The 24,705-nt window shown below is 64.2% G+C and carries 25 protein-coding genes; 12 read left to right on the top strand and 13 right to left on the bottom strand.

All coding sequences use genetic code 11. The annotated features are described in order from the left end of the window. Positions 1 to 21: 21 nt before the first annotated feature. Complete coding sequence (locus ACVJNE_RS14960; protein ID WP_499566778.1) at positions 22 to 453, bottom strand: tellurite resistance TerB family protein; 432 nt, start codon at positions 451 to 453, stop codon at positions 22 to 24. 104 nt (positions 454 to 557) lie between these two features. Here ACVJNE_RS14960 and ACVJNE_RS14955 point away from each other — a divergent pair, with 104 nt between their 5' ends. The 4 genes from ACVJNE_RS14955 (at position 558) to ACVJNE_RS14940 (ending at position 3,119) form a co-directional block, all read left to right on the top strand. Continuing rightward, a complete protein-coding gene (locus ACVJNE_RS14955) occupies positions 558 to 1,313 on the top strand; it encodes a TSUP family transporter (protein ID WP_499566777.1) in 756 nt (251 codons plus the stop codon). Between the two features lie 45 nt (positions 1,314 to 1,358). Beyond that, a complete protein-coding gene (locus ACVJNE_RS14950; RefSeq protein WP_499566775.1) occupies positions 1,359 to 2,210 on the top strand; it encodes a helix-turn-helix domain-containing protein in 852 nt (283 codons plus the stop codon). An 85-nt stretch (positions 2,211 to 2,295) separates the two neighbouring features. Then, positions 2,296 to 2,721 carry a VOC family protein gene (locus ACVJNE_RS14945; RefSeq protein WP_499566773.1) on the top strand — a complete coding sequence of 142 codons (426 nt, stop codon included), beginning with the start codon at positions 2,296 to 2,298 and terminating at the stop codon, positions 2,719 to 2,721. Further along, a complete protein-coding gene (locus ACVJNE_RS14940; protein ID WP_499566771.1) occupies positions 2,718 to 3,119 on the top strand; it encodes a cupin domain-containing protein in 402 nt (133 codons plus the stop codon). The genes ACVJNE_RS14945 and ACVJNE_RS14940 overlap by 4 nt, the downstream gene beginning before the upstream one ends. Positions 3,120 to 3,121: 2 nt before the next feature. Here the strand turns inward: ACVJNE_RS14940 and ACVJNE_RS14935 are convergent, their stop codons facing one another. Further along, a complete protein-coding gene (locus ACVJNE_RS14935) occupies positions 3,122 to 4,603 on the bottom strand; it encodes a cobyric acid synthase (protein ID WP_499566769.1) in 1,482 nt (493 codons plus the stop codon). A 117-nt stretch (positions 4,604 to 4,720) separates the two neighbouring features. Here ACVJNE_RS14935 and ACVJNE_RS14930 point away from each other — a divergent pair, with 117 nt between their 5' ends. Both ACVJNE_RS14930 and mmsB read left to right on the top strand, forming a co-directional pair. Then, a complete protein-coding gene (locus tag ACVJNE_RS14930) occupies positions 4,721 to 5,896 on the top strand; it encodes an isobutyryl-CoA dehydrogenase (RefSeq protein ID WP_499566767.1) in 1,176 nt (391 codons plus the stop codon). A gap of 28 nt (positions 5,897 to 5,924) precedes the next feature. Beyond that, positions 5,925 to 6,809 carry a 3-hydroxyisobutyrate dehydrogenase gene (gene mmsB / locus ACVJNE_RS14925; RefSeq protein ID WP_499566765.1) on the top strand — a complete coding sequence of 295 codons (885 nt, stop codon included), beginning with the start codon at positions 5,925 to 5,927 and terminating at the stop codon, positions 6,807 to 6,809. A gap of 262 nt (positions 6,810 to 7,071) precedes the next feature. Here the strand turns inward: mmsB and ACVJNE_RS14920 are convergent, their stop codons facing one another. The 4 genes from ACVJNE_RS14920 to ACVJNE_RS14905 form a co-directional block, all read right to left on the bottom strand. Then, entirely contained in the window at positions 7,072 to 7,428 is a 357-nt protein-coding gene (locus ACVJNE_RS14920) for a hypothetical protein (RefSeq protein WP_499566763.1), read from the bottom strand. 89 nt (positions 7,429 to 7,517) lie between these two features. Then, positions 7,518 to 7,925 (bottom strand): carboxymuconolactone decarboxylase family protein, encoded by a 408-nt coding sequence (locus ACVJNE_RS14915; protein WP_499566762.1) that lies wholly within the window; start codon positions 7,923 to 7,925, stop codon positions 7,518 to 7,520. Between the two features lie 15 nt (positions 7,926 to 7,940). Further along, on the bottom strand, positions 7,941 to 9,317 hold the full coding sequence (locus ACVJNE_RS14910; protein ID WP_499566761.1) for an aspartate aminotransferase family protein: 1,377 nt from the start codon (positions 9,315 to 9,317) through the stop codon (positions 7,941 to 7,943). A 50-nt stretch (positions 9,318 to 9,367) separates the two neighbouring features. Next, entirely contained in the window at positions 9,368 to 9,532 is a 165-nt protein-coding gene (locus ACVJNE_RS14905) for a capsid protein (protein ID WP_499566759.1), read from the bottom strand. A 115-nt stretch (positions 9,533 to 9,647) separates the two neighbouring features. Between ACVJNE_RS14905 and ACVJNE_RS14900 the strand changes: the two genes are divergently transcribed. From ACVJNE_RS14900 to ACVJNE_RS14890, 3 genes are all read left to right on the top strand, one after another. Further along, positions 9,648 to 11,222, top strand: a complete 1,575-nt coding sequence (locus ACVJNE_RS14900) for a trimethylamine methyltransferase family protein (RefSeq protein WP_499566757.1) — start codon at positions 9,648 to 9,650, stop codon at positions 11,220 to 11,222. Positions 11,223 to 11,252: 30 nt separating this feature from the next. Next, positions 11,253 to 13,826, top strand: coding sequence for a GcvT family protein (locus tag ACVJNE_RS14895; protein ID WP_499566755.1), 2,574 nt, complete (start codon positions 11,253 to 11,255; stop codon positions 13,824 to 13,826). A 108-nt stretch (positions 13,827 to 13,934) separates the two neighbouring features. After that, positions 13,935 to 14,693, top strand: coding sequence for an NYN domain-containing protein (locus ACVJNE_RS14890; protein WP_499566753.1), 759 nt, complete (start codon positions 13,935 to 13,937; stop codon positions 14,691 to 14,693). A 21-nt stretch (positions 14,694 to 14,714) separates the two neighbouring features. Here ACVJNE_RS14890 and ACVJNE_RS14885 read toward each other — a convergent pair whose 3' ends face one another. Together ACVJNE_RS14885 and ACVJNE_RS14880 are read right to left on the bottom strand one after the other, a co-directional pair. Beyond that, complete coding sequence (locus ACVJNE_RS14885) at positions 14,715 to 15,515, bottom strand: phosphate/phosphite/phosphonate ABC transporter substrate-binding protein (RefSeq protein ID WP_499566751.1); 801 nt, start codon at positions 15,513 to 15,515, stop codon at positions 14,715 to 14,717. A gap of 43 nt (positions 15,516 to 15,558) precedes the next feature. Then, complete coding sequence (locus ACVJNE_RS14880) at positions 15,559 to 16,566, bottom strand: fatty acid desaturase (RefSeq protein ID WP_499566749.1); 1,008 nt, start codon at positions 16,564 to 16,566, stop codon at positions 15,559 to 15,561. A 147-nt stretch (positions 16,567 to 16,713) separates the two neighbouring features. Between ACVJNE_RS14880 and ACVJNE_RS14875 the strand changes: the two genes are divergently transcribed. Beyond that, positions 16,714 to 17,544 (top strand): helix-turn-helix domain-containing protein, encoded by an 831-nt coding sequence (locus ACVJNE_RS14875; protein ID WP_499566747.1) that lies wholly within the window; start codon positions 16,714 to 16,716, stop codon positions 17,542 to 17,544. On the opposite strand, the gene ACVJNE_RS14870 is transcribed toward ACVJNE_RS14875, so the two are convergent. Next, a complete protein-coding gene (locus ACVJNE_RS14870) occupies positions 17,541 to 18,974 on the bottom strand; it encodes an MFS transporter (protein ID WP_499566746.1) in 1,434 nt (477 codons plus the stop codon). The genes ACVJNE_RS14875 and ACVJNE_RS14870 overlap by 4 nt on opposite strands. Positions 18,975 to 19,035: 61 nt before the next feature. Here ACVJNE_RS14870 and ACVJNE_RS14865 point away from each other — a divergent pair, with 61 nt between their 5' ends. Further along, positions 19,036 to 19,437: a helix-turn-helix domain-containing protein gene (locus ACVJNE_RS14865; protein WP_499566744.1), complete on the top strand. Its 402-nt coding sequence runs from the start codon at positions 19,036 to 19,038 to the stop codon at positions 19,435 to 19,437. An 87-nt stretch (positions 19,438 to 19,524) separates the two neighbouring features. Then, positions 19,525 to 20,541, top strand: a complete 1,017-nt coding sequence (bmt, locus tag ACVJNE_RS14860) for a betaine--homocysteine S-methyltransferase (protein WP_499566742.1) — start codon at positions 19,525 to 19,527, stop codon at positions 20,539 to 20,541. Between the two features lie 10 nt (positions 20,542 to 20,551). Here the strand turns inward: bmt and ACVJNE_RS14855 are convergent, their stop codons facing one another. The 4 genes from ACVJNE_RS14855 to ACVJNE_RS14840 all read right to left on the bottom strand — a co-directional run bounded on the left by ACVJNE_RS14855 (position 20,552) and on the right by ACVJNE_RS14840 (position 24,600). Next, a complete protein-coding gene (locus ACVJNE_RS14855) occupies positions 20,552 to 21,094 on the bottom strand; it encodes a PadR family transcriptional regulator (RefSeq protein WP_499566740.1) in 543 nt (180 codons plus the stop codon). 193 nt (positions 21,095 to 21,287) lie between these two features. Continuing rightward, positions 21,288 to 23,303, bottom strand: coding sequence for a YfbK domain-containing protein (locus ACVJNE_RS14850; RefSeq protein ID WP_499566738.1), 2,016 nt, complete (start codon positions 23,301 to 23,303; stop codon positions 21,288 to 21,290). A 2-nt stretch (positions 23,304 to 23,305) separates the two neighbouring features. Next, complete coding sequence (locus ACVJNE_RS14845; protein WP_499566993.1) at positions 23,306 to 23,863, bottom strand: RNA polymerase sigma factor; 558 nt, start codon at positions 23,861 to 23,863, stop codon at positions 23,306 to 23,308. 56 nt (positions 23,864 to 23,919) lie between these two features. Further along, positions 23,920 to 24,600 carry a hypothetical protein gene (locus tag ACVJNE_RS14840; RefSeq protein ID WP_499566736.1) on the bottom strand — a complete coding sequence of 227 codons (681 nt, stop codon included), beginning with the start codon at positions 24,598 to 24,600 and terminating at the stop codon, positions 23,920 to 23,922. Positions 24,601 to 24,705 lie beyond the last annotated feature (105 nt).

Below are 24,705 nucleotides of genomic sequence, written 5' to 3'. Positions count from 1 at the left end.
CAAAAGCCGCAGACAAAAGATCTACGCTTCGCCGGTCACCACTTCGTGCGGGTCGAGTCTCAAGACCTCCAGTGTGCGGGCCAGAAGCCGTACTTCCTGCTGGTTCAGTTCGTCGTCGGCCTTGGCGATTTCGGCGAGGTGGCGGGCCAGTTCGACACGGCGTTCATGCGGATACCCCCGGAAGATGGCAAGCGCCTGCGCCGTGGTCGTCTCGTAGCCGTAATCCTGCAGGTAACGCATGACTTTGCCGAAGCTCTCCCCGTCAATGCCGAACGCGTCGGCGCAAATCCGGCGCAGGGTCTCGAGCTCGGCTTCGTCCACCTCACCATCGGCGAGCACCATGCGGAACAGAAGCAGTATCTCGGCCGAAAGTGCTGGATCGTCGGCGACCTTGCGCACGACGGGATCGCCCTCGAAAAGCTCTCTGATCCTCGAAAACATCTCCAGCGCCATACGATCGACTCTCCGGTTCCCCTAGCGTCTGCGAAGCTAGCGCGAAATCGCGCTTGCGGATAGCGCGCGACCGTGCTGCAAGCGCCCGTAATCTGGAATTGCGCATGTTCTCCGACCTCGCCCTCGAAATCGTCCTGTTGCTTGCCGCAGCCGCGTTCCTTGCCGGCTTCGTCGATTCGATCGCCGGCGGCGGCGGACTCATCACCGTACCGGTTCTGCTGCTGGCCGGTTTCTCGCCGGTCGAGGCACTGGGCACAAACAAGCTGCAAGGCCTTTTCGGCACCGCTTCGGCGACCATTTCCTATGCCTCCAAGGGCCATGTCGACCTGAAGAAGCAGGCGCCTTCGGCACTGCTAGCCTTCGTTGGCTCGGTCGTCGGCGCCGCACTGGCCACGATCCTGCCCGGCGAGTTGCTGCGCGCCGCCCTGCCGGTGATGCTGGTGGCAATCGCGCTCTATTTCGCCTTCAAGCCGAACATGGACGATGTCGATCGTGCCGAGCGCATCGGGCCGTTCCTGTTCGGCGTGACGATCCCGCCGCTGCTCGGCTTCTATGACGGGCTTTTCGGTCCCGGCACCGGCTCGTTCCTGATGCTGGCATTCGTGGGTCTGGCCGGCTACGGCGTGCTGAAGGCGACTGCCCACACCAAGCTGCTGAACTTCGCATCCAATGTCGGCGGCTTCGCCTTCTTTGCGGTCGCCGGGGTCGTTTCCTGGAAAATCGGCCTGATGATGGGTCTCTGCCAGTTCCTCGGCGCAAGGCTCGGCGCCGCGCTGGCGATGAAGAAAGGCGCACGCCTCATCAAGCCGCTGCTGGTCGTGACCTGTGTCGCGCTCGCCGTCAGGCTTCTGATGGATTGATCGACGGCACTTTTTGCCGCGCGCGCTTTGCGGTATCTTGCGGCGATGGGACCCGACGCCGATCTCGCAGCGATTGCGATGCGTCCCGGCGCGACAGTCCTGTCGACGCCGGACTTCACGCTCGTCAAGGTGCCTCCTGTCGAAGAACTGCGCGGGCTGGTGGTGGAGATCGGCCTTTATCGAGAGCTGTCCGGCGCGCCGATGCCACAACTGGAAACGGCATCGCTGGTCGTGCCGCTACTGATCGGCTTCGCCGAGCCATTCGAGATCGCACTCGGCCGGCAGCCATCGGCGGACGACAACTATCAGAGTTTTACATCGGGCCTTTGCCTGCAGCCGGTCAACATCATGTCGGCCGGGCGCTGTTCCTGCCTGCAGATTTCCTTCACACCGCTCGGGGCACGGCGCTTTTTCGGTCTGCCTATGAACGATCTCACCAGCCGCATGGTCACGCTGGATGAGCTTGGTGACTGCAACCTCGACCGCCTGCGCCAGCAGCTTGGCGAAGAGGCAAACTGGCATCGTCGGCTCTCCATCGCAGAGCGCTTCGTGCTCCATCGGCTGCGCAAAGGCCCGGTGCCTTCCCAAGCTACGGCCTGGGCGTACGACCGCATCATCGAGACCAACGGCCGAGCGAAAGTGGCGCGGCTGGCGGCCAGTCTCGACTGGAGCCGCAAGCACCTCGCTGCCCGTTTTCACGAGGAAGTCGGTCTAGCCCCGAAGGCGGTAGCACGCATTGCCCGTTTCATGCGGGCGCAGTCGCTGGCGAGGGCGCGGACCGAAAGCGGGTGGGCCGACATCGCTGCCGGCTGCGGCTACGCAGACCAAGCGCATCTGGCACGCGACTTCCGCGAATTCGCCGGCACCACGCCCTCCGCATGGCTGGCCGGCACCTGAGGGTTCGCAGGTAACATTCCTTCAAGCCGAAGGAACCCGCATCGGGCATTCTCCTTGTCATTGAGACACTTCGAAGGAGATTCCGATGACCACCAATACCGCCATCGAGCCGCCGCGCATCTACCCCACTTTCCGCTTCCGCGATGCGGCGGCCATGATCGACTGGCTGCGCGACGCGTTCGGCTTCACCGTGAAAGCCCGCTACGAGGACGACAAGGGTGTCGTCGGCCACGCCGAACTGGCGCTCGGATCGTCGATCATCATGTGCGGCCAGGCGCAGGAAGACGAATACGGCACCATCGTCGGCCAGCCCGGCGACCAGGGCGGCAAGTCGCTCTATGTAGCCGTCGAAGACGTGGACGCCCTGTTTGAGCAGGTGCGCAAGGCAGGTGCTGCCATCGAGCAGGGCCTGACCGACCGCGATTACGGTAGCCGTGAATTCATCTGCCGCGATCCCGAAGGCAATGTCTGGTGCTTCGGCACCTACTGGCCAAAGGCGCATGAAGGGTGACGCCTCGCGCGCCCATCGTGCTGCCCGCCGGCCTGGGCCGCAGCTACGCCATGCCGGGCATGAAAGCGGTCTTCAAGGCCGACGGGGATGAGACCGCGAACGCCTACTGCGTCTCGGAGTGGTGGCTCGAGCCGGGCACCGATGGACCGGGAGCCCACATGCACGAGGGGAACGACGAGATCTTCGTGGTTCTGTCAGGCACGGTTTCAGTCCTCGCCGGCGAGGAATGGATCGCCGTATCGGAAGGTACGACGATCATTGTTCCCGCCGGCGTGACGCATGATTTCCGCAACACGACCGGCGAGCGGGCCGGCCTGCTCAACGTCTTCATCCCCGGTGGTTTCGAACAGCGCATGCCGGCAATCATGGCGTGGTATGCGGAAAATCCGGCAGGCTGATCTCAGCGCGCAGCGGCAAGCAGCGCATCGACGTCGAGATGGCGTTCGAGGTGATCGGCGATGGCATCAAGCGCATTCTCGACGCTGGCGCGATAGTCGGTGCCACCGCCGCGCACGCCCAGTTCCTCCAGAAATTTCGCGCGGAAACGGTCGGCCGAAAAGATGCCGTGCAGATATGTGCCCCACACCCGACCGTTGGGCGAGACCGCGCCGTCCGGCACGCCGTCGATCGTCACCGCCGGTCGCAGCGTGTCCGGACCGGAGCTGCGGCCGAGATGGATTTCATAGCCCGCCACATCCTCGTCGAAGATCACCGACCGCGCCGAAACGTTGCGCACGATCTTTTCAGGTTCCAGCACGGTTTCGATGTCGAGCAGGCTCAGCCCTTCAGCCTCGCCGCCGCCCTCGATCCCATGCGGATCGCGCACGACCCTGCCGAGCATCTGGTATCCGCCGCACAGGCCGACGATGCGGCCGCCCCGCCGCTGATGCGCGGCCAGGTCCTTGTCCCAGCCATTGTCGCGCAGCATGGCGAGATCGGCGATGGTCGACTTCGATCCGGGAATGACAACGAGCGCCGCATCGCTCGGCAAGGGACTGCCGGGCGGCACGAAGACCACCTCTACCTCGTCTTCGACTCTGAGCGGATCGAGATCGTCGAAATTGGCGATGCGCGACAGCATCGGCACCGCGACCTTGCAGGCCGGCCCTCCGCCTCTGACGGCCCGTTCCAGGACCACGGAATCCTCGGACGGCAGAAGTGCTGCCTCGCGCAGCCACGGCACCACGCCGAAACAGCGCCAGCCCGTAAAGCGCTCGATAGCGGCGAGCCCGTCGTCGAACAATGTCACGTCTCCGCGAAACTTGTTGATGAGGTAGCCCACGATCATCCGCCGATCCTCTTCCGGCAGGATCAGATGCGTGCCGGCAACGGCCGCGATGACTCCGCCGCGGTCGATGTCGCCGACGAGTGCAACCGGCACGTCGGCGCGGGTGGCGAAGCCCATATTGGCGATGTCGCGCGGGCGCAGGTTGATTTCGGCAGGCGACCCGGCTCCCTCGACGACGACGAGGTCCGCCCCCTCGCCCAGCCGCTCCCACGATTGCATCACCGCATCCATCAGCGATGCCTTGAGCGTCTGGTAGTCGCGCGCCTTCGCCTCGCCGCGCATCCGGCCCTGGACGATCACCTGCGCGCCGATGTCGGTCTGCGGCTTGAGCAGGACCGGGTTCATGTCGACGCTGGCGGGTACCCCGCAGGCAAGGGCCTGAAGCCACTGCGCGCGGCCGATCTCGCCGCCGCCTGCCTCGCCCGGCAGGTCGGCGACCGCTGCGTTGTTCGACATGTTCTGCGGCTTGAACGGACGTACGGAAAGCCCGCGTTTGCGTGCGACCCGGCACAGCCCCGCGACCAGCACCGTCTTGCCGACATCCGAACCCGTGCCTTGCAGCATGATCGCGCGGGCCTTGCTGGCAGTCGACATTTCGCACGCTCCGTTGTCGCATCCACGCACAGCGTCTTTGCGGACTGACACGTTGCGCGGCTTCCCCAATGGTCTAAATTGCCTTCCAAGTCCACCGGACGCGCGAGGGAGGAACATATGGACGCCGCAGCCGACGCCAACACGGGCCAGTTCGAGCTGAACGCCGACCAGCGCGCGATTCAGGAAATGACGGCCGGCTTCGCAGCCGAGCAGGTCGCACCTTACGCGCTCGACTGGGATCGGGAGCGCTTCTTTCCCTCCAAAGTGATCCGCGAAACCGGCGCGCTCGGCTTCGGCGGCATCTACATTCGGGAGGATGTCGGCGGTTCCGGCCTCGGCCGGCTTGACGCGGTTCTGATCTTCGAGGCGCTTGCGGCCGCCTGCCCCGGCTTCTCCTCGATGATCTCGATCCACAACATGGCGGCCTGGATGGTCGACATGTTCGGCTCCGACGAGCAGCGCCAGCGCCTGCTGCCCAAGATGACCTCGCTGGAATGGCTGGCAAGCTATTGCCTCACCGAACCCGGCTCCGGCTCGGACGCCGCCGCGCTGCGCACGAAAGCAACGCGCTCCGGCGGAAACGGCAGCGACTACGTGCTGAACGGCGCCAAGCAGTTCATTTCCGGCGCCGGCGATTCCGATGTCTACGTGGTGATGGCGCGCACCGGCGAGGACGGGCCGAAAGGCATCTCCACACTGGTCGTGCCGAAGGACGCGCCCGGCCTGTCCTTCGGCCCCAGCGAAAGCAAGATGGGGTGGCACATGCAGCCGACGCGTCAGGTCATCTTCGAGGACTGCAAAGTGCCGGCCGAAAACCTGCTGTCTGGCGAAGGCGCGGGTTTCAAGATCGCCATGGCCGGCCTCGACGGCGGTCGCCTCAACATCGCCGCCTGTTCGCTGGGCGGCGCGCAGGCGGCACTGGACAAGGCGCTGGCCTATGCGAGCGAACGGCAGGCGTTCGGCCAGTCGATCGACCGGTTCCAGGCGCTGCAGTTCAAGCTGGCCGACATGGAAACCGACCTGCAGGCCTCGCGCATGCTGCTCTATGCGGCGGCTTCGAAGCTGGACCGCAAGGCGCACGACGCGGGGAAATGGTCGGCGATGGCCAAGCGTTTCGTCACCGACGCCTGCTTCGACATCGCCAACGAGGCGCTGCAGATACACGGTGGCTACGGCTACCTGCACGAATATGGCGTCGAGAAGCTGGTGCGCGACCTCAGGGTGCACCAGATCCTCGAAGGTACAAACGAAATCATGCGCGTCATCATTGCGCGGCACATGATCGGACGCTGAAGACTTAATTTTTCGGGAGGAACAGGCGATGACGACAATCGCATTCATCGGGCTCGGCAACATGGGCAACCCCATGGCCGCCAATCTGGTCAAGGCCGGACACCAGGTGCGCGGCTTCGACCTCGTCGCCGACAATCTGACGACGGCCGCAGCAAACGGCGTGACCATCAGCGACAACGCCACGGCAGCGGTCGACGGCGCTGAGGTCGTCGTGACTATGCTGCCCGCCGGCAAGCACGTGCTGGCGGTCTATGGCGAAATCGTCGCGGCAGCGGGCAAGGGCACGTTGTTCATCGATTCCTCCACCATCGACGTCGATTCGGCACGCAAGGCGCACGCGATTGCCGGCGAGGCAGGCATGCTCTCCATCGACGCGCCGGTTTCGGGCGGCGTCGGCGGCGCGGAAGCCGGCACCCTGACCTTCATGGCCGGCGGATCGAAGGAAGCCTTTGCCAAGGGCGAGCCGATCCTGCAGCCGATGGCGGGCAAGGTTGTCCACTGCGGCGACGCGGGCGCGGGCCAGGCAGCGAAGATCTGCAACAACATGATCCTCGGCATCTCGATGATAGGCGTCGGCGAGGCCTTCGTGCTGGCCGAAAAGCTCGGCCTGTCGCATCAGGCGCTGTTCGACGTTGCGTCGACCTCCTCGGGCCAGTGCTGGTCGCTGACGACCTACTGCCCCGTGCCCGGCCCGGTGCCCACCTCGCCTGCCAACCGCGACTACAAGCCCGGCTTCGCCGCAGCGTTGATGCTGAAGGACCTGAAGCTCGCGCAGGAGGCCGCGCAATCCGCCGGCGCCGTCACCCCGCTCGGCGCGGAAGCAGCACAGCTTTACGCGCTGTTCGACGCCATGGGCCACGGCGGCACCGACTTTTCCGGCATCGTGAAGTTCCTTCGCGGCGACGTAGCGTAACCTGCATCTGCCCGGAACTTGCAGCACGCGTTCAAAAAAACGCCTGATTCAGATTTGCTTAAGGTCTCGATAACCCGGCGGTAACGATGTCTGTGTAGAACAGACAACGAGGCGGTCATCGCAGCCGCCCCCCGCTCCGGATCAGGTATCGCGTACCGGAGCCGTCAGTTTCGCTAGTATCGAGTCCGCGAAGCGCCATGCGTATGTTTGGCAAGACCGCGTTTCTCCCCGCCTGGAGAGCGCGGTTTTTGCTGTGCGTGGCCTAGCCGCGCTTGAGCCGGTTGTAGTTGGCCCTGACGCGCTTTCCCGATGGCTTGAGCGCGGCATGAACGGCCCGCTCCATCGCCACGCCATTGAGCAGCGACGGCGTACGGCCCGAAGCAAGCTCCACCCAGAAGGTCGACGCGGACCAGAACAGCGACATCTGGGCCGCGACCGCGCCTTCCATGACAGCGGCAGCCTTTTCGGTGGTGGCGCGCACCGTCTCCACACGCCAAGGATTTGCATCCTGCGCTTCCATGGCAAGCAGCGGTGTGCGCATTGCCGCCACGGCCGGAGCCAGCATCAGGCTGCCGGCAAGCGCACCCGCAGCGCGTTTGGATTTACGTGATCTCGCCATCTGATGCCCCGCATCGAAGAGGACTCTCTCCGCTGGCAGCGATGTGTACTCTCACCACATGCACCGCGATAGCCCCTTGCCGAGATTACTCAGTGGGGCTCGAATTGTGGATCGACCGGCGGCCGCAGCCCGTTGGCGAGCCGGTTCGTCTCGTTCGCCATCCCGACCACGGCCATGAGTTCCATAAGTTGCGCATCCGTCATGCCCTTGGCGCGGGCAGACGCGGTGTGCGAATAAGTGCAGTATTCGCATCCGTTGGTGGCGGAGACGGCCACGTAGATCATCTCCTTCACCAGCGGATCGAGCGCGCCCGGCGCCATGACCGCCTTGATGTCCTCCCACGTGCGCTTGAGAAGCGCGGGATCGTGCGCCAGCACCTTCCAGAAATTGTTGATCCAGTCGGTGCCCCGCGTGCGCATGATGTCGTCATAGACGTCGCGCACGGCGGGCGACGCGGCGTCGTATTCGACGAGCGGGACAAGAGGTTTGGCGGTCATGGGAAAGTCCTTCCGCTATTTTCGAAGATCCGCTTCGGCAAGATCAAGCGCCCTGGCGATCCGGTCCGCCGCCATGTCGATGGTTGATCTGGTCCAGATCAGCGGCGGCGACAGGATCATCGTGTCGCCCGTGGCCCGCAACATCATGCCGTTGGCGATCGCATGATCGCGTACGACGACGGCTGCCGCGCCATCGCCGGGGAAGCGCTCGCGCGTTTCCTTGTCCTTGACGATCTCGATAGCGCCCATCAGGCCGATCGTGCGCACCTCACCCACGATGCCGTGGCCGGCCAGGCGTTCCATCAGCGCCTTGCGGAAATAGGGGCCCGTATCGTCCCGCACCCGCTCGATGAGGCCTTCCTTCTCGATGATCTCGAGATTGGCGAGCGCAACCGCGCAGGCAACCGGATGCCCGGAATAGGTATAGCCGTGATAGAACTCGCCGCCCTTCTCGATGACCGTCGATGCGATGCGGTCTCCGACCAGCAGCGCCGACAGCGGCTGATAGCCTGACGTCAGCGCCTTCGCCGTGGTGATCGTGTCGGGCTCGATGCCCATCGACTGGGCGGCGAACCACGCGCCGGTCCTGCCGTAGCCGGTAATCACCTCGTCGAGCATCAGCAGCACATCGTATTTGCGGCAGATGCGCTGGATTTCAGGCCAGTAGCTCGCCGGCGGAATCTTGACGCCGCCCGCGCCCATGACCGGCTCGCCGATGAAGGCCGCGACGGTTTGCGGCCCCGCCTCAAGGATAGCATCCTCGACCGAACGCGCCGCCCTGATGCCAAAATCATGCTCGCTTTCGCCTGGCAGGGAGAGCTCGAAAGCATAGGGCGCCATGGCGTGTACGATGCCCGGCACCGGCGCGCCGAGCTGGCTGTGCATGGCCGCCATGCCGCCGAGCGACGCGCCGGCAACCGTCGAGCCGTGATAGGCGCTTCTGCGCGAGACGATGATGGTCTTTTCCGGCTTGCCCTCCAGCGCCCAGTAGTGGCGGACCAGCCGCAAGGCGGTGTCGTTGGATTCGGAGCCGGACGAGCCGTAGAAGACCTGCTTGACACCCGCCGGCGCGATCTCCGCGAGCTTTCGCGACAGAAGCACCGGCGTCGGGGTCGAGCAGCGGAAGAACGAGTTGTAGTAGGGCAGCTCCTTCATCTGCGCATAGGCGGCCTCTGCCAGTTCGTGCCGGCCATAGCCGACATTGACGCACCACAAGCCGGCCATGCCGTCGAGGAGCTCGTTGTCCTCGCTGTCGTATATGAACGGCCCGTCGGCGCGCGTGATGATGCGCGTGCCGGCGGCACGCAGATCCTTGTGGTCGGTAAAGGGATGGAGATGATGCGCGCCATCGATCTCCTGAAGCTGCTTCAGGGAAAAATTCTGATAGGTCATGGGTTTGGAAGCTCCGTTTGAATCGATCCGGCAACTATGCCGGGGCGGCTTCACACGGAATGCGGCGGCGAATAGCCTATCCGGGCGCACAGGCGCAGCAGTTCGTCATGCCGCGTGCGCGGCGACGGCGTAACCGCCATCGGGCGAAAGCGGAATTGCTGTCTGCGACCGAACGTCATGACCAGACTGTAGCCGAGGAACACGGAAACGTTCAAGCGAACCGCACCTTCGCCATGTCGCATCTTTCGCGCTTGTGGTCGCCGCATCGTCAATGATGCGGATGACGCCGGTCCAATATGCGCCGAGGATACATGAATTCCGAGGTTGTGGATGACTGACCAGACGCTGCCCAGCGAGGCCACCGGCACGGACAGGGCACGACGCGGCGGCAGAGCCGGCAAAAGGACCGGCAGCGGCGCGGCGTTCGAGCAGCCTCCGTTCCGCCAGTTGCGCATTCCCTTCGCGCCAACGCAAATCGTCTCGGACGATGAGCTGGAATCGATCCACCTTGCTTCCCTCCGGGTTCTGAAGGAGATCGGCGTCGAGGTTCTGCACGAGGAAGCGCGCGCGATCATGAAGGCGCACGGGGCCGACGTGCTGCAGGGCACCGAACGGGTGCGCTTCGATCCCGACATGATCCTCGAGCTCGTGGGTCATGCGCCCTCGCAGTTCACGCTGCACGCCCGCAATCCGGACCACAACGTCGTCTTCGGCGGCGACAATCTCATCATCGCGATGATGGCTTCGGCCCCCAACGCTTCCGATCTCGACGGCGGGCGGCGGCCCGGCAACCAGAATGACTACCGCAATTTCCTGCGCCTCGCGCAGATGCACAACGTCATCAACATCACCGGCGGCTATCCCGTCGAACCGATCGACATCCACCCGTCGATCCGCCACCTCGAATGCGTGCGCGACCTTGCCGTGCTCACCGACAAGGTGTTTCACATCTATTCGCTCGGCAAGGAACGCAATGTAGACGGCATCGAGATCGCGAGGCTCGCCCGCGGCATCTCTCGCGAGCAGCTTCTGGATGAGCCGTCGGTCTTCACCATCATCAACACGAATTCGCCTCTGAAGCTCGATGTGCCGATGATGGAAGGCATCATACAGATGGCATCTGCCGGCCAGGCTGTGGTGGTGACGCCGTTCACGCTGTCGGGCGCGATGGCCCCGGTGACGATCGCCGGCGCGCTCGTGCAGCAGAATGCCGAGGCACTCTCCGGCATCGCCTTCTCGCAGATGGTGAGAAAGGGCGCGCCCGTCGCCTATGGTGGCTTCACCTCCAATGTCGACATGAAATCCGGCGCGCCCGCCTTCGGCACGCCGGAATACATGAAGGCGCAGATGGTCGGCGGCCAGCTCGCCCGCCGCTACGCCCTGCCCTACCGCACCTCGAACACCTGCGCGGCCAACACTGTCGACGCGCAGGCCGCCTACGAAAGCGTGTTCTCGCTGTGGGGCGCGATCCAGGGCGGCGGCAACATGATGATGCACGCGGCCGGCTGGCTCGAGGGCGGTCTGCGCTGCTCGTTCGAAAAGACGATCCTCGACATCGATCTCCTGCAGATGGTGTCGGAATTCCTCACCCCGCTCGACCTGTCGGAAGACGCGCTTGCCGTGGACGCGATCCGCGATGTGGGCCCGGGTGGCCATTTCTTCGGAACGCCGCACACCCAGAGCCGCTACCGCAACGCGTTCTATTCTCCGATCCTGTCCGACTGGCGCAACTTCGAGAGCTGGACCGAGGCCGGATCTCCGACCGCGATCGAGCGCGCCAATCGCGTCTGGAAAGAACGCCTCGCCACCTACGAAGCGCCGCCGATGGACCCGGCCATCCGCGAGGCGCTGGACGACTTCGTCGACCGCCGCATCGCCGAAGGCGGCGCCCCGACGGATTTTTGAATCATTTCATTCGTTTACGGATCTATCTCCATGAAATCTCACGTCAAAGCGGTGGTTATCGGCGGCGGCGTCGTCGGTTGCTCGGTGCTCTATCATCTGGCCCGCGCAGGGTGGACCGACATCATGCTGATCGAACGGTCGGAGCTGACGTCCGGTTCGTCCTGGCATGCCGCAGGCGGGTTCCACACGCTCAACGGCGACCCAAACGTCGCCAAGCTGCAGGCCTATACCGTGCAGCTCTACAAGGAGCTGGAAGAAATCTCCGGCCAGTCCTGCTCGCTGCACCTGACCGGCGGCGTGATGTTGGCAGACAGTCCCGAGCGCATGGACTTCCTGCGACTTGCGCACGCCAAGGGGCGCTATCTCGGCATGGACACGGAGCTGATCACGCCGTCAGAAGCCAAGGCCATGTTCCCGCTGATGGACGAGAGCCATTTCGTGGGCGCGATGTGGGACCCGGTGGAAGGCCATCTCGACCCCTCCGGCACCACTATCGCCTACTCCAAGGCGGCCAAGAAGCTCGGCGCGGAGATCGTGCTGCGCAACCCGGTGCGCGAGCTAACGCAGGAGGCGGACGGCACCTGGAACGTCATCACAGAGCAGGGAACGGTCAAGGCCGAGCACGTGGTCAACTGCGGCGGCCTTTGGGCGCGCGAGGTCGGACGCATGGTCGGCGTCGAGCTGCCGGTGCTGGCCATGGAACACATGTATCTGCTGACCGAGCCGATGCCGGAAGTGGAAGCCTTCAACCGGGAAACCGGCCGCGAGATGGTCGGCGTGCTCGACTTCAAGGGCGAAATCTACACCCGTCAGGAGCGCAACGGCATCCTGCTCGGCACTTACGAGAAGGCCTGCAAGCCGTGGTCTCCCGTCAACACGCCGTGGGATTTCGGCCATGAGCTGCTGGCGCCCGATCTCGACCGCATCGCCCCATCGCTGGAAATCGGCTTCAAGCATTTCCCGGGCATCGCCAATGCCGGCATCAAGCAGGTCATCAACGGCCCCTTCACCTTCGCGCCCGACGGCAACCCGCTTGTCGGGCCGGTTCAGGGCCTCACCAATTACTGGGTGGCGTGCGGCGTGATGGCGGGCTTCAGCCAGGGCGGCGGCGTGGGGCTGGCACTGTCGAACTGGATGGTCGACGGTGATCCCGGCTTTGATGTGTGGGGCATGGACGTCGCCCGCTTCGGCGAATGGGCGAGCCTGCGCTACACCAACGCCAAGGTGCGAGAGAACTATTCGCGCCGCTTCTCCATCCGTTTCCCCAACGAGGAGTTGCCGGCCGCGCGACCCGCGCAGACGACGCCACTCTACGACACCATGGTCGCGCAGAATGCCGTCATGGGCGACTCTTGGGGCCTTGAAACGCCGCTCTGGTTCGCGCCCGAAGGCAGCGAGCCGAAGGACATCGTCTCCTTCCATCGATCGAACGATTTCGAGCATGTTGGCAACGAGGTGCGCGCCGTACGCGAGGGCGTCGGCGTCACCGAGATCGCCAATTTCGCCAAATACGCGGTGTCGGGGCCGGCTGCGGAAGACTTCCTCAACCGGCTGATGACCAACCGCATGCCTAAGACGGGCCGCATCGTGCTCACCCCGATGCTGAACGAGTTCGGCAAGCTGATCGGCGACTTCACCATCGCCAAGACCGGCGACGAGCGCTTCATGATCTGGGGCTCCTCGGCGGCGCAGAAATACCATATGCGCTGGTTCGAGAAGCACCTGCCGAAGGACGGTTCGGTTCGTATCCACCGCTACGACCAGACGCTGGTGGGTCTGTCGATCGCCGGACCAAGATCGCAGGCGCTGCTGCAGAAGCTGGTTGATGTGGACGTGTCCTCGAAGGCATTCCGTTTCATGGATTTCCGCGAAATGGCCGTCGGCGGCGCGCCATGCATGGTCAATCGCATTACCTACACCGGCGACCTCGGCTACGAGATCTGGATGGAGCCGGCCTATCAGAGGCTGGTCTATGCGGCGATCAAGGATGCCGGCGCCGAGTTCGGCATAATCGATTTCGGCATGCGCGCCCTTCTGTCGATGCGGCTCGAGAAGAACTTCCCGACATGGTTTCGCGAGTTGCGCCCGATCTACGGCCCGTTCGAAGGCGGCATGGAGCGCTTCATAAAGCTGGAGAAGAACGACTTCATCGGCCGTGAAGCGGCCGCAAGGGAGCATGCGGACGGTCCGAAACTGGCCCGCGTCTCGTTCTTGGTCGACGCGCTGGACGCCGATGTCATGGGCGACGAGCCGATCTGGGCCAAGGTGAACGGCACCGACTTCGGCACGATCGAAAAGCCACACGGCTACGGTGCGCCGCGCTTCGACGCCAAAGGCAAGGAAACCCGCAGCTCGCAGGCCGATCACGGCGCATCCTCGGTGCGCGGCATCCATGACGGTGAATGGTCCGTCATCGGCTGGGTCACGTCGGGCGGCTATGCGCATTTCGTCGGCAAGTCGATGGCGCAGGGCTATGTGCCGGCCGCCCTTGCTAACGACGAAAGCGAAGGCCTGTTCGAGATCGAAATCCTCGGCCAGCGCCGCCCGGCGCGGATCAACATCGAACCGCCCTTCGACCCATCGGGCGAAAAGATGCGGGGTTGATGCCACCGGCAAGCTGGGCCAGTGTCCGACATAAATTGCCCGTCGGGGAGATTGACGCTGCGCGGGCGTCAGCAACCCTCCGGATCATGGAACCTGGAAACGATTGCAATGCCGGCAGAAGCCCGCTCCCCCCGCCTCGCTGTCCTGATCGACGCCGACAACGCGTCGTCAAAGATCGCCGACGGGCTGTTCGACGAGATCGCCAAGCTCGGCGAAGCCAGCGTTCGGCGCATCTATGGCGACTTCTCCAATGCCCGATCGAAGGGCTGGTCGGACGTGTTGTCCAAGCACGCAATCATCCCTCAGCAGCAATTCGCATACACGACCGGCAAGAATGCCTCCGACATAACGCTCGTGATCGACGCTATGGACCTGCTGCACAGCGGCCGCTTCGACGGCTTCTGCCTGGTTTCGTCGGATAGCGACTTCACCCGACTTGCCGCGCGAATCCGCGAGCAGGGTATCGATGTCTATGGTTTTGGAGAACAAAAGACGCCGGAGAGCTTCCGTCAGGCCTGCCGCCGCTTCATTTACACCGAAAATCTGCTGCCTGACCCGCCCAATGTGGAGAAAGAGGCCACGAAGCCTCTGCGGCCTCCGAAAGAAGCCATTCCGAAAATCGCCAAAGTGCTCGAACAGATGGAAAGCGAGGACGGCTGGGTGCCTCTTGGGGCGGTGGGAACCCAACTGGGAAACGTCGCATCCGATTTCGATTCGCGCACCTACGGGTTCCGCAAGCTGAGCGACCTGGTCCGAAAGACCGGCGGGTTCGACATCGATCATCCAGAAGGAGGCCCGGTGCGCATCAAGCTGAAGGAGCCGATCGGACGCTCTTCCAGTGGGCGCGGCAATCGCAAGAAGAGCTGAAATTTGCGCTTTCGCCAAAAATCACGATGAGGCAGCGACCGCCCTGCGGATCGCATCGTGCAAAGGCTCGAATTTGCACGCCGAGATGTAGGGCAAACCCTTGCGTCGAGCAGTCCAGCCGACCACCCGAACCGTTTTTGCAACATCCTGCTCGACGCGTCTGAAAAGGCTCCAGCTTCGGCAATCGATGGCACAGACCTCCGCCCGGCCCTCGGCCACCGCCGTGATGGATGCGCGATGGCCACCTGTCTGCAAGTGCGAGGAGAAGATGGAGAGGCCTTCGCCCGCGTCCGCCAGATCGCGTTCAAGAGCCAGAACACCCGACATCGAATGCGGCTCGTTGTAAGCGAAGCGTTTTCCGCGAAGCAGCTCGAGCGGCAGCCGAGACGCGCCGTCGTCCGGCGACGGCATCGAAGTCTCGTTGCCACGCATCAGGATGGCGCTGGAATAGAGTTCGCCGCTGCCGCCCTCGCAGTCCGAATAGTCCGGCTGACCTATGACGCGGACGTGGTCGGCAAGACCGGTCGTTTCCAGCGGCCCCCAGCAGGTCTGGCCAAACAGCAGCAGCGGATGATGCCACAGCGTCGCATAGTCGAGTTCTTCGGGCGGCAATGTCGCAGGGTTGGGGGCAACAAGACGGCCGGCACGATCACGGATGCCGCCGGGGACAGCCGGCATATCCGCATTGCGGCGCACCAGATGCTCAGGCGCTTCGAGACCCTGGCCCCGCAATGCGCTGCGGATGCCGGCCCATTGCGCATCCACCTCGGCGCGAATCTCCGGCCAGTCATACATGGGCAGTGCTGCGATCGACGGTGTCATACCGCCTTATGCGCGGTCAGGGGCAGCAGTCGCAAGCCGATCATTATTCCTTGGGCGGCTCGGCCGGCACCGGTATGGTGCCGTAACCGCTGACATTACGTGCCCGCACACGCGGCCTAAACGCCCTGCCCGGCTCCGGCGCGCGGCGTAGTGCGGGATGTACCACCGGCTGCTTTGCCTTGAACGCAAAGTCCTTCAGTAGCGCGAAATAGCTCGGATAGGCGTAGCCGTCATTCATCGCCAGCCATTCGGCGCGCCGCTCACGAAACAGCGCCGGCAGCCTGTACCACGCAACCGTCGGCATCTTGTGGTGCACGAGATGCAGGTTGTTGTTGAGGAACAGGAAGGCCAGCGGCGAGCGCTCGACGATGATTGTGCGCCCATCCGGCCGCTCGGACCACTGGTGCTCGGCAAAGGTGCGGATGGCGATCAGCGACTGTCCGAGATAGACCGGCACCAGATAGAGCCAGACCGGAACGGCGAAGACGAACAGGATCACCGGCACGACGACAGCGAGCCCGATGCCGTGTTGCAGCCAGGCGCGACGCACCGCACGGTCGCCGGACGCGATCAGCCTGGCCTCGGTCACGAGGAAGCCGGCATTGGCAATCGCAGGGCCAATGACGAAACGGCCGACCATCGTGTTGTTTATCTTAAGAAGCGCCTTGAGCCATACCGGCAGCGTCTCGTGCTTCCAAAGCGCGCGATAGTAGCTCTCCGGATCATCGAACGGATCGGTCAGGCGCTCGTCGGCGTGATGGCGAAGATGCAGCGACTTGAAGCGCCGGTAGGGATAGACGAGACCGATCGGCAGGCTAACCAGAAATTCGTTGAGATTGCCGTTGCGGGTGGGATGGCCGTGCGCGGCCTCGTGCATCAGGGACGATTGCAACGCAACGACCAGAGTGAGGATCGCCAGCGTAGCCAGCGGCCAGTCCGCCCAGAGCATCGTGCCCGCCACGAACCATGCTCCATAGCAGGCTGCGATGAGCATGACGGTGGGCCATTCGACCCGTGCTGCACCTGCGTGTTCTATCCTTCTCTTTGCCATCTCGCCCAGATTCGCCCCGATACCCCGATTCCTGACAGAATGCTGTCAGCAGCAGCGATGCGTCGCAATGCGAGAATGTACATTGAATGTTTATTCTGATAATCAGAAGCGACATACGTTTACTATAATAAACAACGAGGCGAAAAGTTGGACAAACGCGACATCGCGGAGACGTTCCGGACGCGGCTGACGACGCTGGTCGGCCGATCCGGTGAGAACCAGTCTGCATTTGCCGCGCGCATCGGCATCGACCGCTCGGCGCTGTCCCAGCTCCTGGCCGGATCCGCGACACGGCTGCCGCGCGCCGAAACGCTGATCAACATCGCCTTGCGGCACAGCGTCTCGCTGGACTGGCTGTTGGGCATCAGCCAGGATGAAGGCCTCGGTAGCGAAATCCGCGAAAGCCTTGAGATCGAGGAAGGTGCGGGTGGCTTCGACCGGACCCTGCTGGCGAAGTGGCATGCGGAAGCGGCCGGCACCAAGATTCGCTACGTGCCCGCCGGCATTCCCGATCTCCTGCGCACCGATGCGCTGATCGACCACGAGGCCGACATCACGCGCCGCGACGCCGAAGCCCAGCACGATGAGAAGCAGTATCGCATCGACTACAATCGCCGGCCGGAGACCGATATGGAGGTCTGCATGCCGCGCCATACGCTCGAAATCTTCGCGCGCGGCCTCGGCGTCTGGTCTGGCTTCCCGGAAGAGCAGCGCAAGGCGCAACTTGCCCACATGGCGCGGCTGCTCGATGACCTCTACCCCGGCTTCCGCCTCTATCTCTATGACGGCCGCCAGCGCTATTCGGTGCCCTACACTATCTTCGGGCAGCTTCGCGCCGCGATCTACATGGGCGACATGTATGTCGTGCTGAACGCAACCGAGACGGTGCGCACGCTGACCCGCCACTTCGACAATCTGATCCGGGCAGCCGAGATCAACGCACACGAAGCGGCGGGTTTTGCGCGCGCGTTAAGCTAGCAGTCGGCGCATAGCTCGTCATGCACCGGCGTGCGCCGCCGTCCTACCAATGCCAGCACCAGAGAGAACGCAACCAGTCCCGCGGCCACCTGAAACGTGAAAGAGAAGGCGAAGCCGACGGTCTCTGGCGGCGCTTGCGTGATGTCGGCCGAGCCGGCCGCAGCCGCGAACACCGCCCCCATGACCGACGCACCGGTCATCAGTCCGAGATTACGCGACAGCCCCAGCAGGCCCGAGATCATGCCGCGCTGGTCTTCCCTTGCGGCCAGCATGACGTCGGTGTTGTTCGCCGCCAGAAAGAGCTGGAACGATGGCGTCAGCGCCATGAGCGACAGAACGAAGCCGGCAACGCCGAAGATGCCCGGCAGGATCGAAAAGCAGATCAGCGCGACGATCATGTGCGCGAGCGCGTAGATCAGCATGGGCCGCGCGCCGAACCTGTCGGTGAGGTAGCCAGCCGGCAGACCGCTGAGCGCAGCCATTGTCGGCCCCGCCGCCAAGGCGATCCCGATCAACGCGTCGTTCAGATGCAGCCCGAAAGCCAGATAGAATGGCCCGACGACCAGCACGGACATCATCACGCTGGAAACAAGCAGGTTCATCACCAGCGAGGCGGCTGTCGCGCGCTCGCCGAGCGCATCGAGTGCTACCAGCGGCATCGCACGGCGCCGCTCGACGACCACGAAAATGATGGCGCCGGCGACCGCTGCTGCGAGCAGCAGCACGGCCTGCGTCGAAAAACCGTCGCCACCAGTCACCGCGAGCGAATAGGCAATCAGTGTCAGTGCCAGCACCAGCGTGCCGGCCAGATCGAGGCTCGGGCGATTGCCCGGAGAGGCAGTCTTTGCGGCAGGCAGCGTCCACATGGATACGACGAGCACCGCCAGTGCGGATACGGCAAGCGTCAAGAACGTTGCCTGCCAGCCGGACCACGCGATAATCAGTCCGCCCATCGAGGGCCCGAGTGCGGTGCCGATCGCCGACGTGGTGCCGAGCAGGCCCATCGCCCAGCCGACGCGCTCCTTGGCCACCACGTCTCGCGCGATCGAGATCGGTAGAGCCATCAGGATGGCGCCGCCGACGCCCTGCAGGACACGAAAGAAGACGAGCACTCCGAGCGTCGGCGCGGCTGCGCACAAGGCAGACGCCGTGGCGAAGATCGCCAGCCCCGCCAGGAATACACGGCGATGCCCGACGAGGTCCCCAAGCCGCCCGCAGGAAACGATGGAGACGGTCACGGCAAGCAGGTAGCCGAGCACCGCCCACTGTGCCTGTGTCACATCGACGGAAAAATCGCGTGCCAGCACGGGCAGCGCGACGGTGGTGATGCTCACACCGGTGGACGCCAGCAACATCGCCATTGCCAGCGGAGCGATGCTGCGGCTCGTGCCGCCGGGTTGCGGAATTTCGGAATCGTTTTTCATGGTCATGCCCTTGCTCAAATTTGGATCTGGCGGCATTCTGCCACTTCAAGTCAACTTGAGGTCAAGCATGGAAATTCTCGACATCGGAGATGTCGCCGAGCGCACCGGCGTCGCCGTCTCGACACTGCGTTATTATGACGAGATCGGCCTTATCGCTTCCATCGGCCGTCGCGGACTGCGCCGGCAGTTCGGCCCGGAAACGGTCTGGCAGATCGCGCTGATCGCGCTCGGCAAGAAGGCCGGTTTCTCACTCGAGGAGATCGCCGGCATGTTCCGCGCCGACGGCACGGTGGATTTGCCGCGCCCGGTCCTGCATGGCCGCGCCGACGAGATCGACCGCCAGATCCGCGACCTGATGGTGTTGCGCGACGCGCTCAGGCATGTGGCCGAGTGCCCTGCCCCTTCGCACCTCGAATGCCCGCGCTTCCGCAAGCTGCTGCGGGTCGCCGGCCGGCGCGGCAAAGCCTGATATCCGCAACCACCGTGACATTGACGCCATATAAAGATTTCTTTATATTGTTATCTCAAATCCCCAGACCTTGCGAAGGTGCTTTTCATGATCAATCCGATCGATGCTCTGATCGCCGAAAAGGGCGTGCTGCTTGCCGATGGCGCGACCGGCACCAACCTCTTCGCCATGGGCCTGGAAGCGGGCGAAGCGCCGGAGCTCTGGAACGAAAGCGCTCCTGAAAAGATCGTCGCCCTGCATCAGGGTTTCGTCGACGCGGGCGCCGACATCATCCTCACCAACTCGTTCGGCGGCACGCGTCACCGCCTTAAGCTGCACCACGCGCAGGACCGCGTGCACGAGCTTAACCGCCGCGCCGCCGAGATCGCGCGCTCGGTCGCGGACAAGGCTGGCCGCAAGGTCATCGTTGCAGGGTCCGTCGGTCCCACCGGCGAACTGCTGCAGCCGCTCGGCGCGATGACTTATGACGAGGCCGTGGAGGCCTTCGTCGAGCAGATCGAAGGCCTGAAGGAAGGCGGCGCGGAAGTCGCCTGGATCGAAACGATGTCGGCGCCGGACGAGATTCGCGCTGCCGCAGAAGCCGCGATCCGTGTCGGCCTGCCCTACACCTATACGGGTTCATTCGACACGGCCGGCCGCACGATGATGGGCCTCGCGCCGAAGGACATCCACGGCGTGGCCGACGGGCTCGGCGAAGCTCCGCTGGGCGTCGGTGCGAATTGCGGCGTCGGCGCTTCGGACATCCTCGCCTCTCTGCTCGACATGAGCGCCGCGAAGCCGGAGGCCACCATCATCGTCAAGGGCAATTGCGGCATCCCCGAATTCCGCGGCACCGAAATCCACTATTCCGGCACGCCGGAGCTGATGGCCGACTACGTGCGGCTGGCAGTCGACGGCGGTGCCAGGATCGTCGGCGGCTGCTGCGGCACGTCGTTCCAGCACCTTGCAGCCATGCGCAAGGCGCTGGATGAGCACGCGCCGGCTGCCCGGCCGTCAGTTGAAGATGTCGTGGCGCGCATCGGCCCACTGCGCAACAAGCAGGCCGCTGAAAGCGGCGCCGTGGAAGGCGAAGGCCGCCGCGAGCGCCGCCGCGCCCGCGGCTGACCGGTCCGGTCTAGAGGTCCTCGATCTCGCGGCGCGCGCGCTTGAGGATTTCGCGCGCCTCCGCAGCCTGTTCGGCCGAGAGAGAACCGCTGCGCAGCCGGCTGTAGACGGCCCAGCGCAATGCGCGCACCTCGTCGCCCAGGGCTACGCCGCTGGTCTCGGTCGACGCCTGCTCCATCTGCGCGTTGATCTTCTCCAGTTCCTTCGCATTGTCGGCAAGGAAGGCGCGACCCTGTTCGGTGATCGAGAACAGGCGCTTGTTGCCGGTCGTCGTCGAGGTGACCAGATCGGCCTCCTCCATCATCTGCAGCATGGGATAGATGGCTCCGGGGCTGGGGCTGTAGGCACCCTGGAACTTTGCTTCCAGCGCCTTGATGATGTCGTAGCCGTGGCGCGGCTCCTCGGCGATCAGACCGAGCACGACCAGCCTCAACGCACCCGAATCGAACATGCGCGGCCCGCGCCGCCCGCCGAACGGTCCACCGCGATTGCGGCCGAACGGGCCGCCATGGCCATGCCGCCCGCCACCGCCCCTGCCCGGTCCACCGGCCATGCACATATGACCATGCCCACCTCGATGTCTGTGATTGAACATTGGGATTCCTTTCATAATGTCGTTCATGCGTCATATCTAGCAAAAGATATATCTTTTACAAGATGCAACGTAAGGATTCCCGGCTGCACTAAAGGGAAGCCGGCCGGGATTCCGATCCCGACCGGCTTCGCAACAGCGCGATTGCAAAGGTTCAGCGCGGCCGCTCGAGCGCGGCTGCGAGCCTGACCAGCGACAGGAACTCGGCGCGATAGCCGAACGGATCGGCGCCGCGGGCGGCCGAGGCGATCTTCTGGATACGGTCATAGCCGAAACCAGCCACGGCATCCGTGCCCCGCAGCTTCTGCCCGAAGGCTGCAACTGCCACGGAGAAGCGCGCATCGTTCGAAGCCGCGTCGAAGCTCGAAATGACATCGGCTTCCGTGACCGGCTTCTCGATCAGCTTGCTGGTATCCTCGCCGGGCGCCTTGTAGCGAACCCTGACGAAGGCATATTCGCCGTCGCCGGCCGTCGGAGCCGTGCTGTCGCTTGGCTGTCCGTAGCGCAGATCGTCAACCATCCGCGCCGGGCTACCCACCGGCGTGATCTCGTAGATCGCCGTCACCGAGTGGCCCGAGCCGATCTCGCCGGCATCGACGCGGTCGTTATTGAAGTCCTCGCGGCTGAGCGCCCGTGTCTCGTAGCCGATCAGCCGGTACTCGGCGATCTGCTGCGGATTGAACTCGACCTGTATCTTCACGTCGCCGGCGATGGGGAATAGCGTTGAGGACGCCTCCTCCACCAGCACCTTCTCGGCTTCCGCCAGCGTGTCGATATATGCGGCCGCGCCGTTGCCGTTCTGGGCGATGGCCTGCATCATCTGGTCGTTGAGGTTGCCCCGCCCGAAGCCGAGTATCGACAGGAACACACCGGATTCCCGCTTGTTCTCGACCAGCGTCGTCAGCTCGTCGTCGCTCACCTGCCCGACATTGAAATCGCCGTCGGTCGCCAGCATCACGCGGTTGACGCCGCCCTCGACGAAGGAGCTTTCCGCAAGCCGGTATGCCTCGCGGATACCGGCCTCGCCCGCCGTGCTGCCACCAGCCTCAAGCCGGTCAAGCGCAGACAGGATCGCCGCTTTGTCCGACGCCTTGGTCGGCTCCAGCACCGTGCCGGCGCTCCCCGCATAGGTAACGATGGATACCGTGTCGTCGGGGCCAAGCCGGTCGACCAGCATCCGGAAGGAGTTCTTGAGAAGCGGTAGCTTGTCAGGCTCTTCCATCGACCCCGACGTGTCGATCAGGAAGACGAGGTTGGAGCGCGGCTTCTGCGCCTGCTCTATCTGGTAGCCCTTGACCGCAACATGCATAAGCTTCGTGTTCTCGTTCCACGGCGTCGGCATGACGGTGACGGTCGAATTGAACGGCAGCTCGGCGCTGTCCGGCCCGGCCCAGTCATAGGGGAAATAGTTGATCATCTCCTCGACCCGCACGCTGTTGGGGTCGGGCAGCACCCCCTCCTTCAGCGAACGCCGCACGAAGGCGTAGGAGGCCGTATCGACATCGATCAAGAAGGTGGAGACGGGGCTTTCCTGAACCGTGCGCACCGGATTGCTGTCGAAGGCCTCGACGCGATCACGGTTCTCGGCAGGCACTGGATAGGGCTCAGGCGCGATCACCTGCGGCGCAGCGGATGGCATGGGCATCACACGCGGCTCGGCCATCTTCTGGCGTGTCAGAACCGTGCTGGAGGGCGTCATGCCGTCGGCAGGCGATGGAGGAGCGGCTGCGATCTCGGCGGCCATGTCCTGCGTCGCCTGGTCGGAAGCCTGTCCGGCCGCCTCCTCTTTCGCGGGCTGGGAAACCCTGGTTTCAGCCGCCTGGCGTTGCAGCGCGTCGTTTTCCACCGCTGCAGGCTCCTGTGGGCTCGCCGGGCGATACTCGTCGAGCAACTGCCACGTAACGATACCCGCCACCGGCAGGGCGACGAGGCCGGCCAAAGCCGGGTTTGCGATGAGTTTCTTGCGCATGATCTCTCTCCAGAACCTGATTGTTCCGGCAGTGAGACGCGCACCGACGCCCGATCCTTGGGGCGACGCGGAATTTTCTTTCCCGGCCTCGTCATAGGCGCGCAACGCGGCATCGAGCCCGCGCGCCTTTGCTTCGTCACCGGGCGCGGGCACCTTCGCGCCGCGCAGCAGGTCGAGTTCGTCGAATTCGTTCTTCGCCATGATCAGACTTCCCCGACCGACATGATGCGCTTCAGCCGTTTCTTCGCTTCATGGATGTGCCACGAGACCGTCGTCTCAGAGCAGCCGAGCAGGTCGGCCGCCTCGGCGTGGCTCAGCGCCTCGCCATAGACCAGCGTCACCGCCTCCTGCTGTTTGGGCGGCAGGTCTCGCACCGCCTCCCATAGTGCCTCGGCCGGCTCATCCGCCTCATAAGCCGCCGCGCTCTCGATGCGCGCTTGAATGCCGTAGGCCTGCCGCCGCGCGGCCTCACGCGCGGCACTCCGGCCTTGGTCTCGCACCGCGTTGACGACGACAGGGTAGAGCCAGGTCGTGAATGCGCTGCCGCCGCGATATGTGCGGATCGAGCGGCCAAGCCGTGCGCAGACGTCCTGTGCGATGTCTTCCGCATCGGCGCGATGTCCCGTCATCCGGTAGGCGATACGGAAGACGAAGGCATAGTGCCGCGCGACCAGCCGCGCGAACGACGACCGGTCGCCGGCCGCAGCCCTGCGCGCCAGTTCACCGTCGGAGACGTCCTCTTCGTCCATCGTCAGCGCCATCATCGCCCGTTGGACGTCTCAATCCCGCCGATCCTTGGGTGGAGCAAGGAAAAAATCTACAGCCCCGCAAAAGCTGCCTGATGAAATGCCTGCACCGCCGCCGGATAGCGCCATTCTGCACCGATGGGACAGGCATTGCGCGCAAGGCAACCGGTGCCCCGGCATGGCTGTCCCGTCCGGCCCCGAACATGCGCAACGCAGCCAGGATAATCGAATCCCGCGGCCGAAAAGGCTCCGACCGGGCAGGCATTCAGGCAAGGTTTTCCGTCACATAGGTCGCAATGATGAATCGGTTTCTCAGGTGCGGGAAACGCAAGTTCGCGGTCGAAAAGCAATGCGCCGCGATAGGCGTGCCAGAGCCCGTAGACCGGATGCATGAGGAGGCCGAGCGGCGACGGTCTCAGTTCTTCCGAACGCATCGCCCACTGCTGGAACGGCGCGAACGGGCGGTCGTTCGGCATGATGAGGCGGGCACCGACGTGGTCGGCCACCTCCCCGATCACCAGACGCGACCATGTGTCGAGGGGATCGGGACAGGTTGCAGGATGAGCCTCTCGCCATAGCGAGAAATGCCGCCAGTAATCCGCCCCTGCATTGCCGACCAGAATCACGGATGCAGCGGGCTTGTCGGAAGGGCCGGCGGGCCGTTCTTCTTCAGAGGCGAAGGAAAAGCCGCCGCGCAGGATCAGGCCATGCGCGAGAAGAAGGGATGCCACTGCTTCGGCGACGGCAGGCATCTACTCCGCCACTGAACGGAAACGCAGGCATTCCTTCGCGCCCCCCTCTGTCCTGCCGGACATCTCCCCCACGAGGGGGGAGATCGGCAGCTTCGGGCTCACCGT

This window comes from Mesorhizobium sp. DxT, assembly GCF_058448885.1.
The sequence above is the reverse complement of the archived record's forward strand: the minus strand, read 5'-3'. Positions and strand labels throughout refer to the sequence as shown.

Bases quoted from the DNA above. Each gene is read 5' to 3' on its own strand.
- ACVJNE_RS14960 (WP_499566778.1), bottom strand. From the start codon at position 453: ATGGCGCTGGAGATGTTTTCGAGGATCAGAGAGCTTTTCGAGGGCGAT.
- ACVJNE_RS14955 (WP_499566777.1), top strand. From the start codon at position 558: ATGTTCTCCGACCTCGCCCTCGAAATCGTCCTGTTGCTTGCCGCAGCC.
- ACVJNE_RS14950 (WP_499566775.1), top strand. From the start codon at position 1,359: ATGGGACCCGACGCCGATCTCGCAGCGATTGCGATGCGTCCCGGCGCG.
- ACVJNE_RS14945 (WP_499566773.1), top strand. From the start codon at position 2,296: ATGACCACCAATACCGCCATCGAGCCGCCGCGCATCTACCCCACTTTC.
- ACVJNE_RS14935 (WP_499566769.1), bottom strand. From the start codon at position 4,603: ATGTCGACTGCCAGCAAGGCCCGCGCGATCATGCTGCAAGGCACGGGT.
- ACVJNE_RS14930 (WP_499566767.1), top strand. From the start codon at position 4,721: ATGGACGCCGCAGCCGACGCCAACACGGGCCAGTTCGAGCTGAACGCC.
- mmsB (WP_499566765.1), top strand. From the start codon at position 5,925: ATGACGACAATCGCATTCATCGGGCTCGGCAACATGGGCAACCCCATG.
- ACVJNE_RS14920 (WP_499566763.1), bottom strand. From the start codon at position 7,428: ATGGCGAGATCACGTAAATCCAAACGCGCTGCGGGTGCGCTTGCCGGC.
- ACVJNE_RS14915 (WP_499566762.1), bottom strand. From the start codon at position 7,925: ATGACCGCCAAACCTCTTGTCCCGCTCGTCGAATACGACGCCGCGTCG.
- ACVJNE_RS14910 (WP_499566761.1), bottom strand. From the start codon at position 9,317: ATGACCTATCAGAATTTTTCCCTGAAGCAGCTTCAGGAGATCGATGGC.
- ACVJNE_RS14900 (WP_499566757.1), top strand. From the start codon at position 9,648: ATGACTGACCAGACGCTGCCCAGCGAGGCCACCGGCACGGACAGGGCA.
- ACVJNE_RS14895 (WP_499566755.1), top strand. From the start codon at position 11,253: ATGAAATCTCACGTCAAAGCGGTGGTTATCGGCGGCGGCGTCGTCGGT.
- ACVJNE_RS14890 (WP_499566753.1), top strand. From the start codon at position 13,935: ATGCCGGCAGAAGCCCGCTCCCCCCGCCTCGCTGTCCTGATCGACGCC.
- ACVJNE_RS14885 (WP_499566751.1), bottom strand. From the start codon at position 15,515: ATGACACCGTCGATCGCAGCACTGCCCATGTATGACTGGCCGGAGATT.
- ACVJNE_RS14880 (WP_499566749.1), bottom strand. From the start codon at position 16,566: ATGGCAAAGAGAAGGATAGAACACGCAGGTGCAGCACGGGTCGAATGG.
- ACVJNE_RS14870 (WP_499566746.1), bottom strand. From the start codon at position 18,974: ATGACCATGAAAAACGATTCCGAAATTCCGCAACCCGGCGGCACGAGC.
- ACVJNE_RS14865 (WP_499566744.1), top strand. From the start codon at position 19,036: ATGGAAATTCTCGACATCGGAGATGTCGCCGAGCGCACCGGCGTCGCC.
- bmt (WP_499566742.1), top strand. From the start codon at position 19,525: ATGATCAATCCGATCGATGCTCTGATCGCCGAAAAGGGCGTGCTGCTT.
- ACVJNE_RS14855 (WP_499566740.1), bottom strand. From the start codon at position 21,094: ATGGCCGGTGGACCGGGCAGGGGCGGTGGCGGGCGGCATGGCCATGGC.
- ACVJNE_RS14850 (WP_499566738.1), bottom strand. From the start codon at position 23,303: ATGGCGAAGAACGAATTCGACGAACTCGACCTGCTGCGCGGCGCGAAG.
- ACVJNE_RS14845 (WP_499566993.1), bottom strand. From the start codon at position 23,863: ATGGCGCTGACGATGGACGAAGAGGACGTCTCCGACGGTGAACTGGCG.
- ACVJNE_RS14840 (WP_499566736.1), bottom strand. From the start codon at position 24,600: ATGCCTGCCGTCGCCGAAGCAGTGGCATCCCTTCTTCTCGCGCATGGC.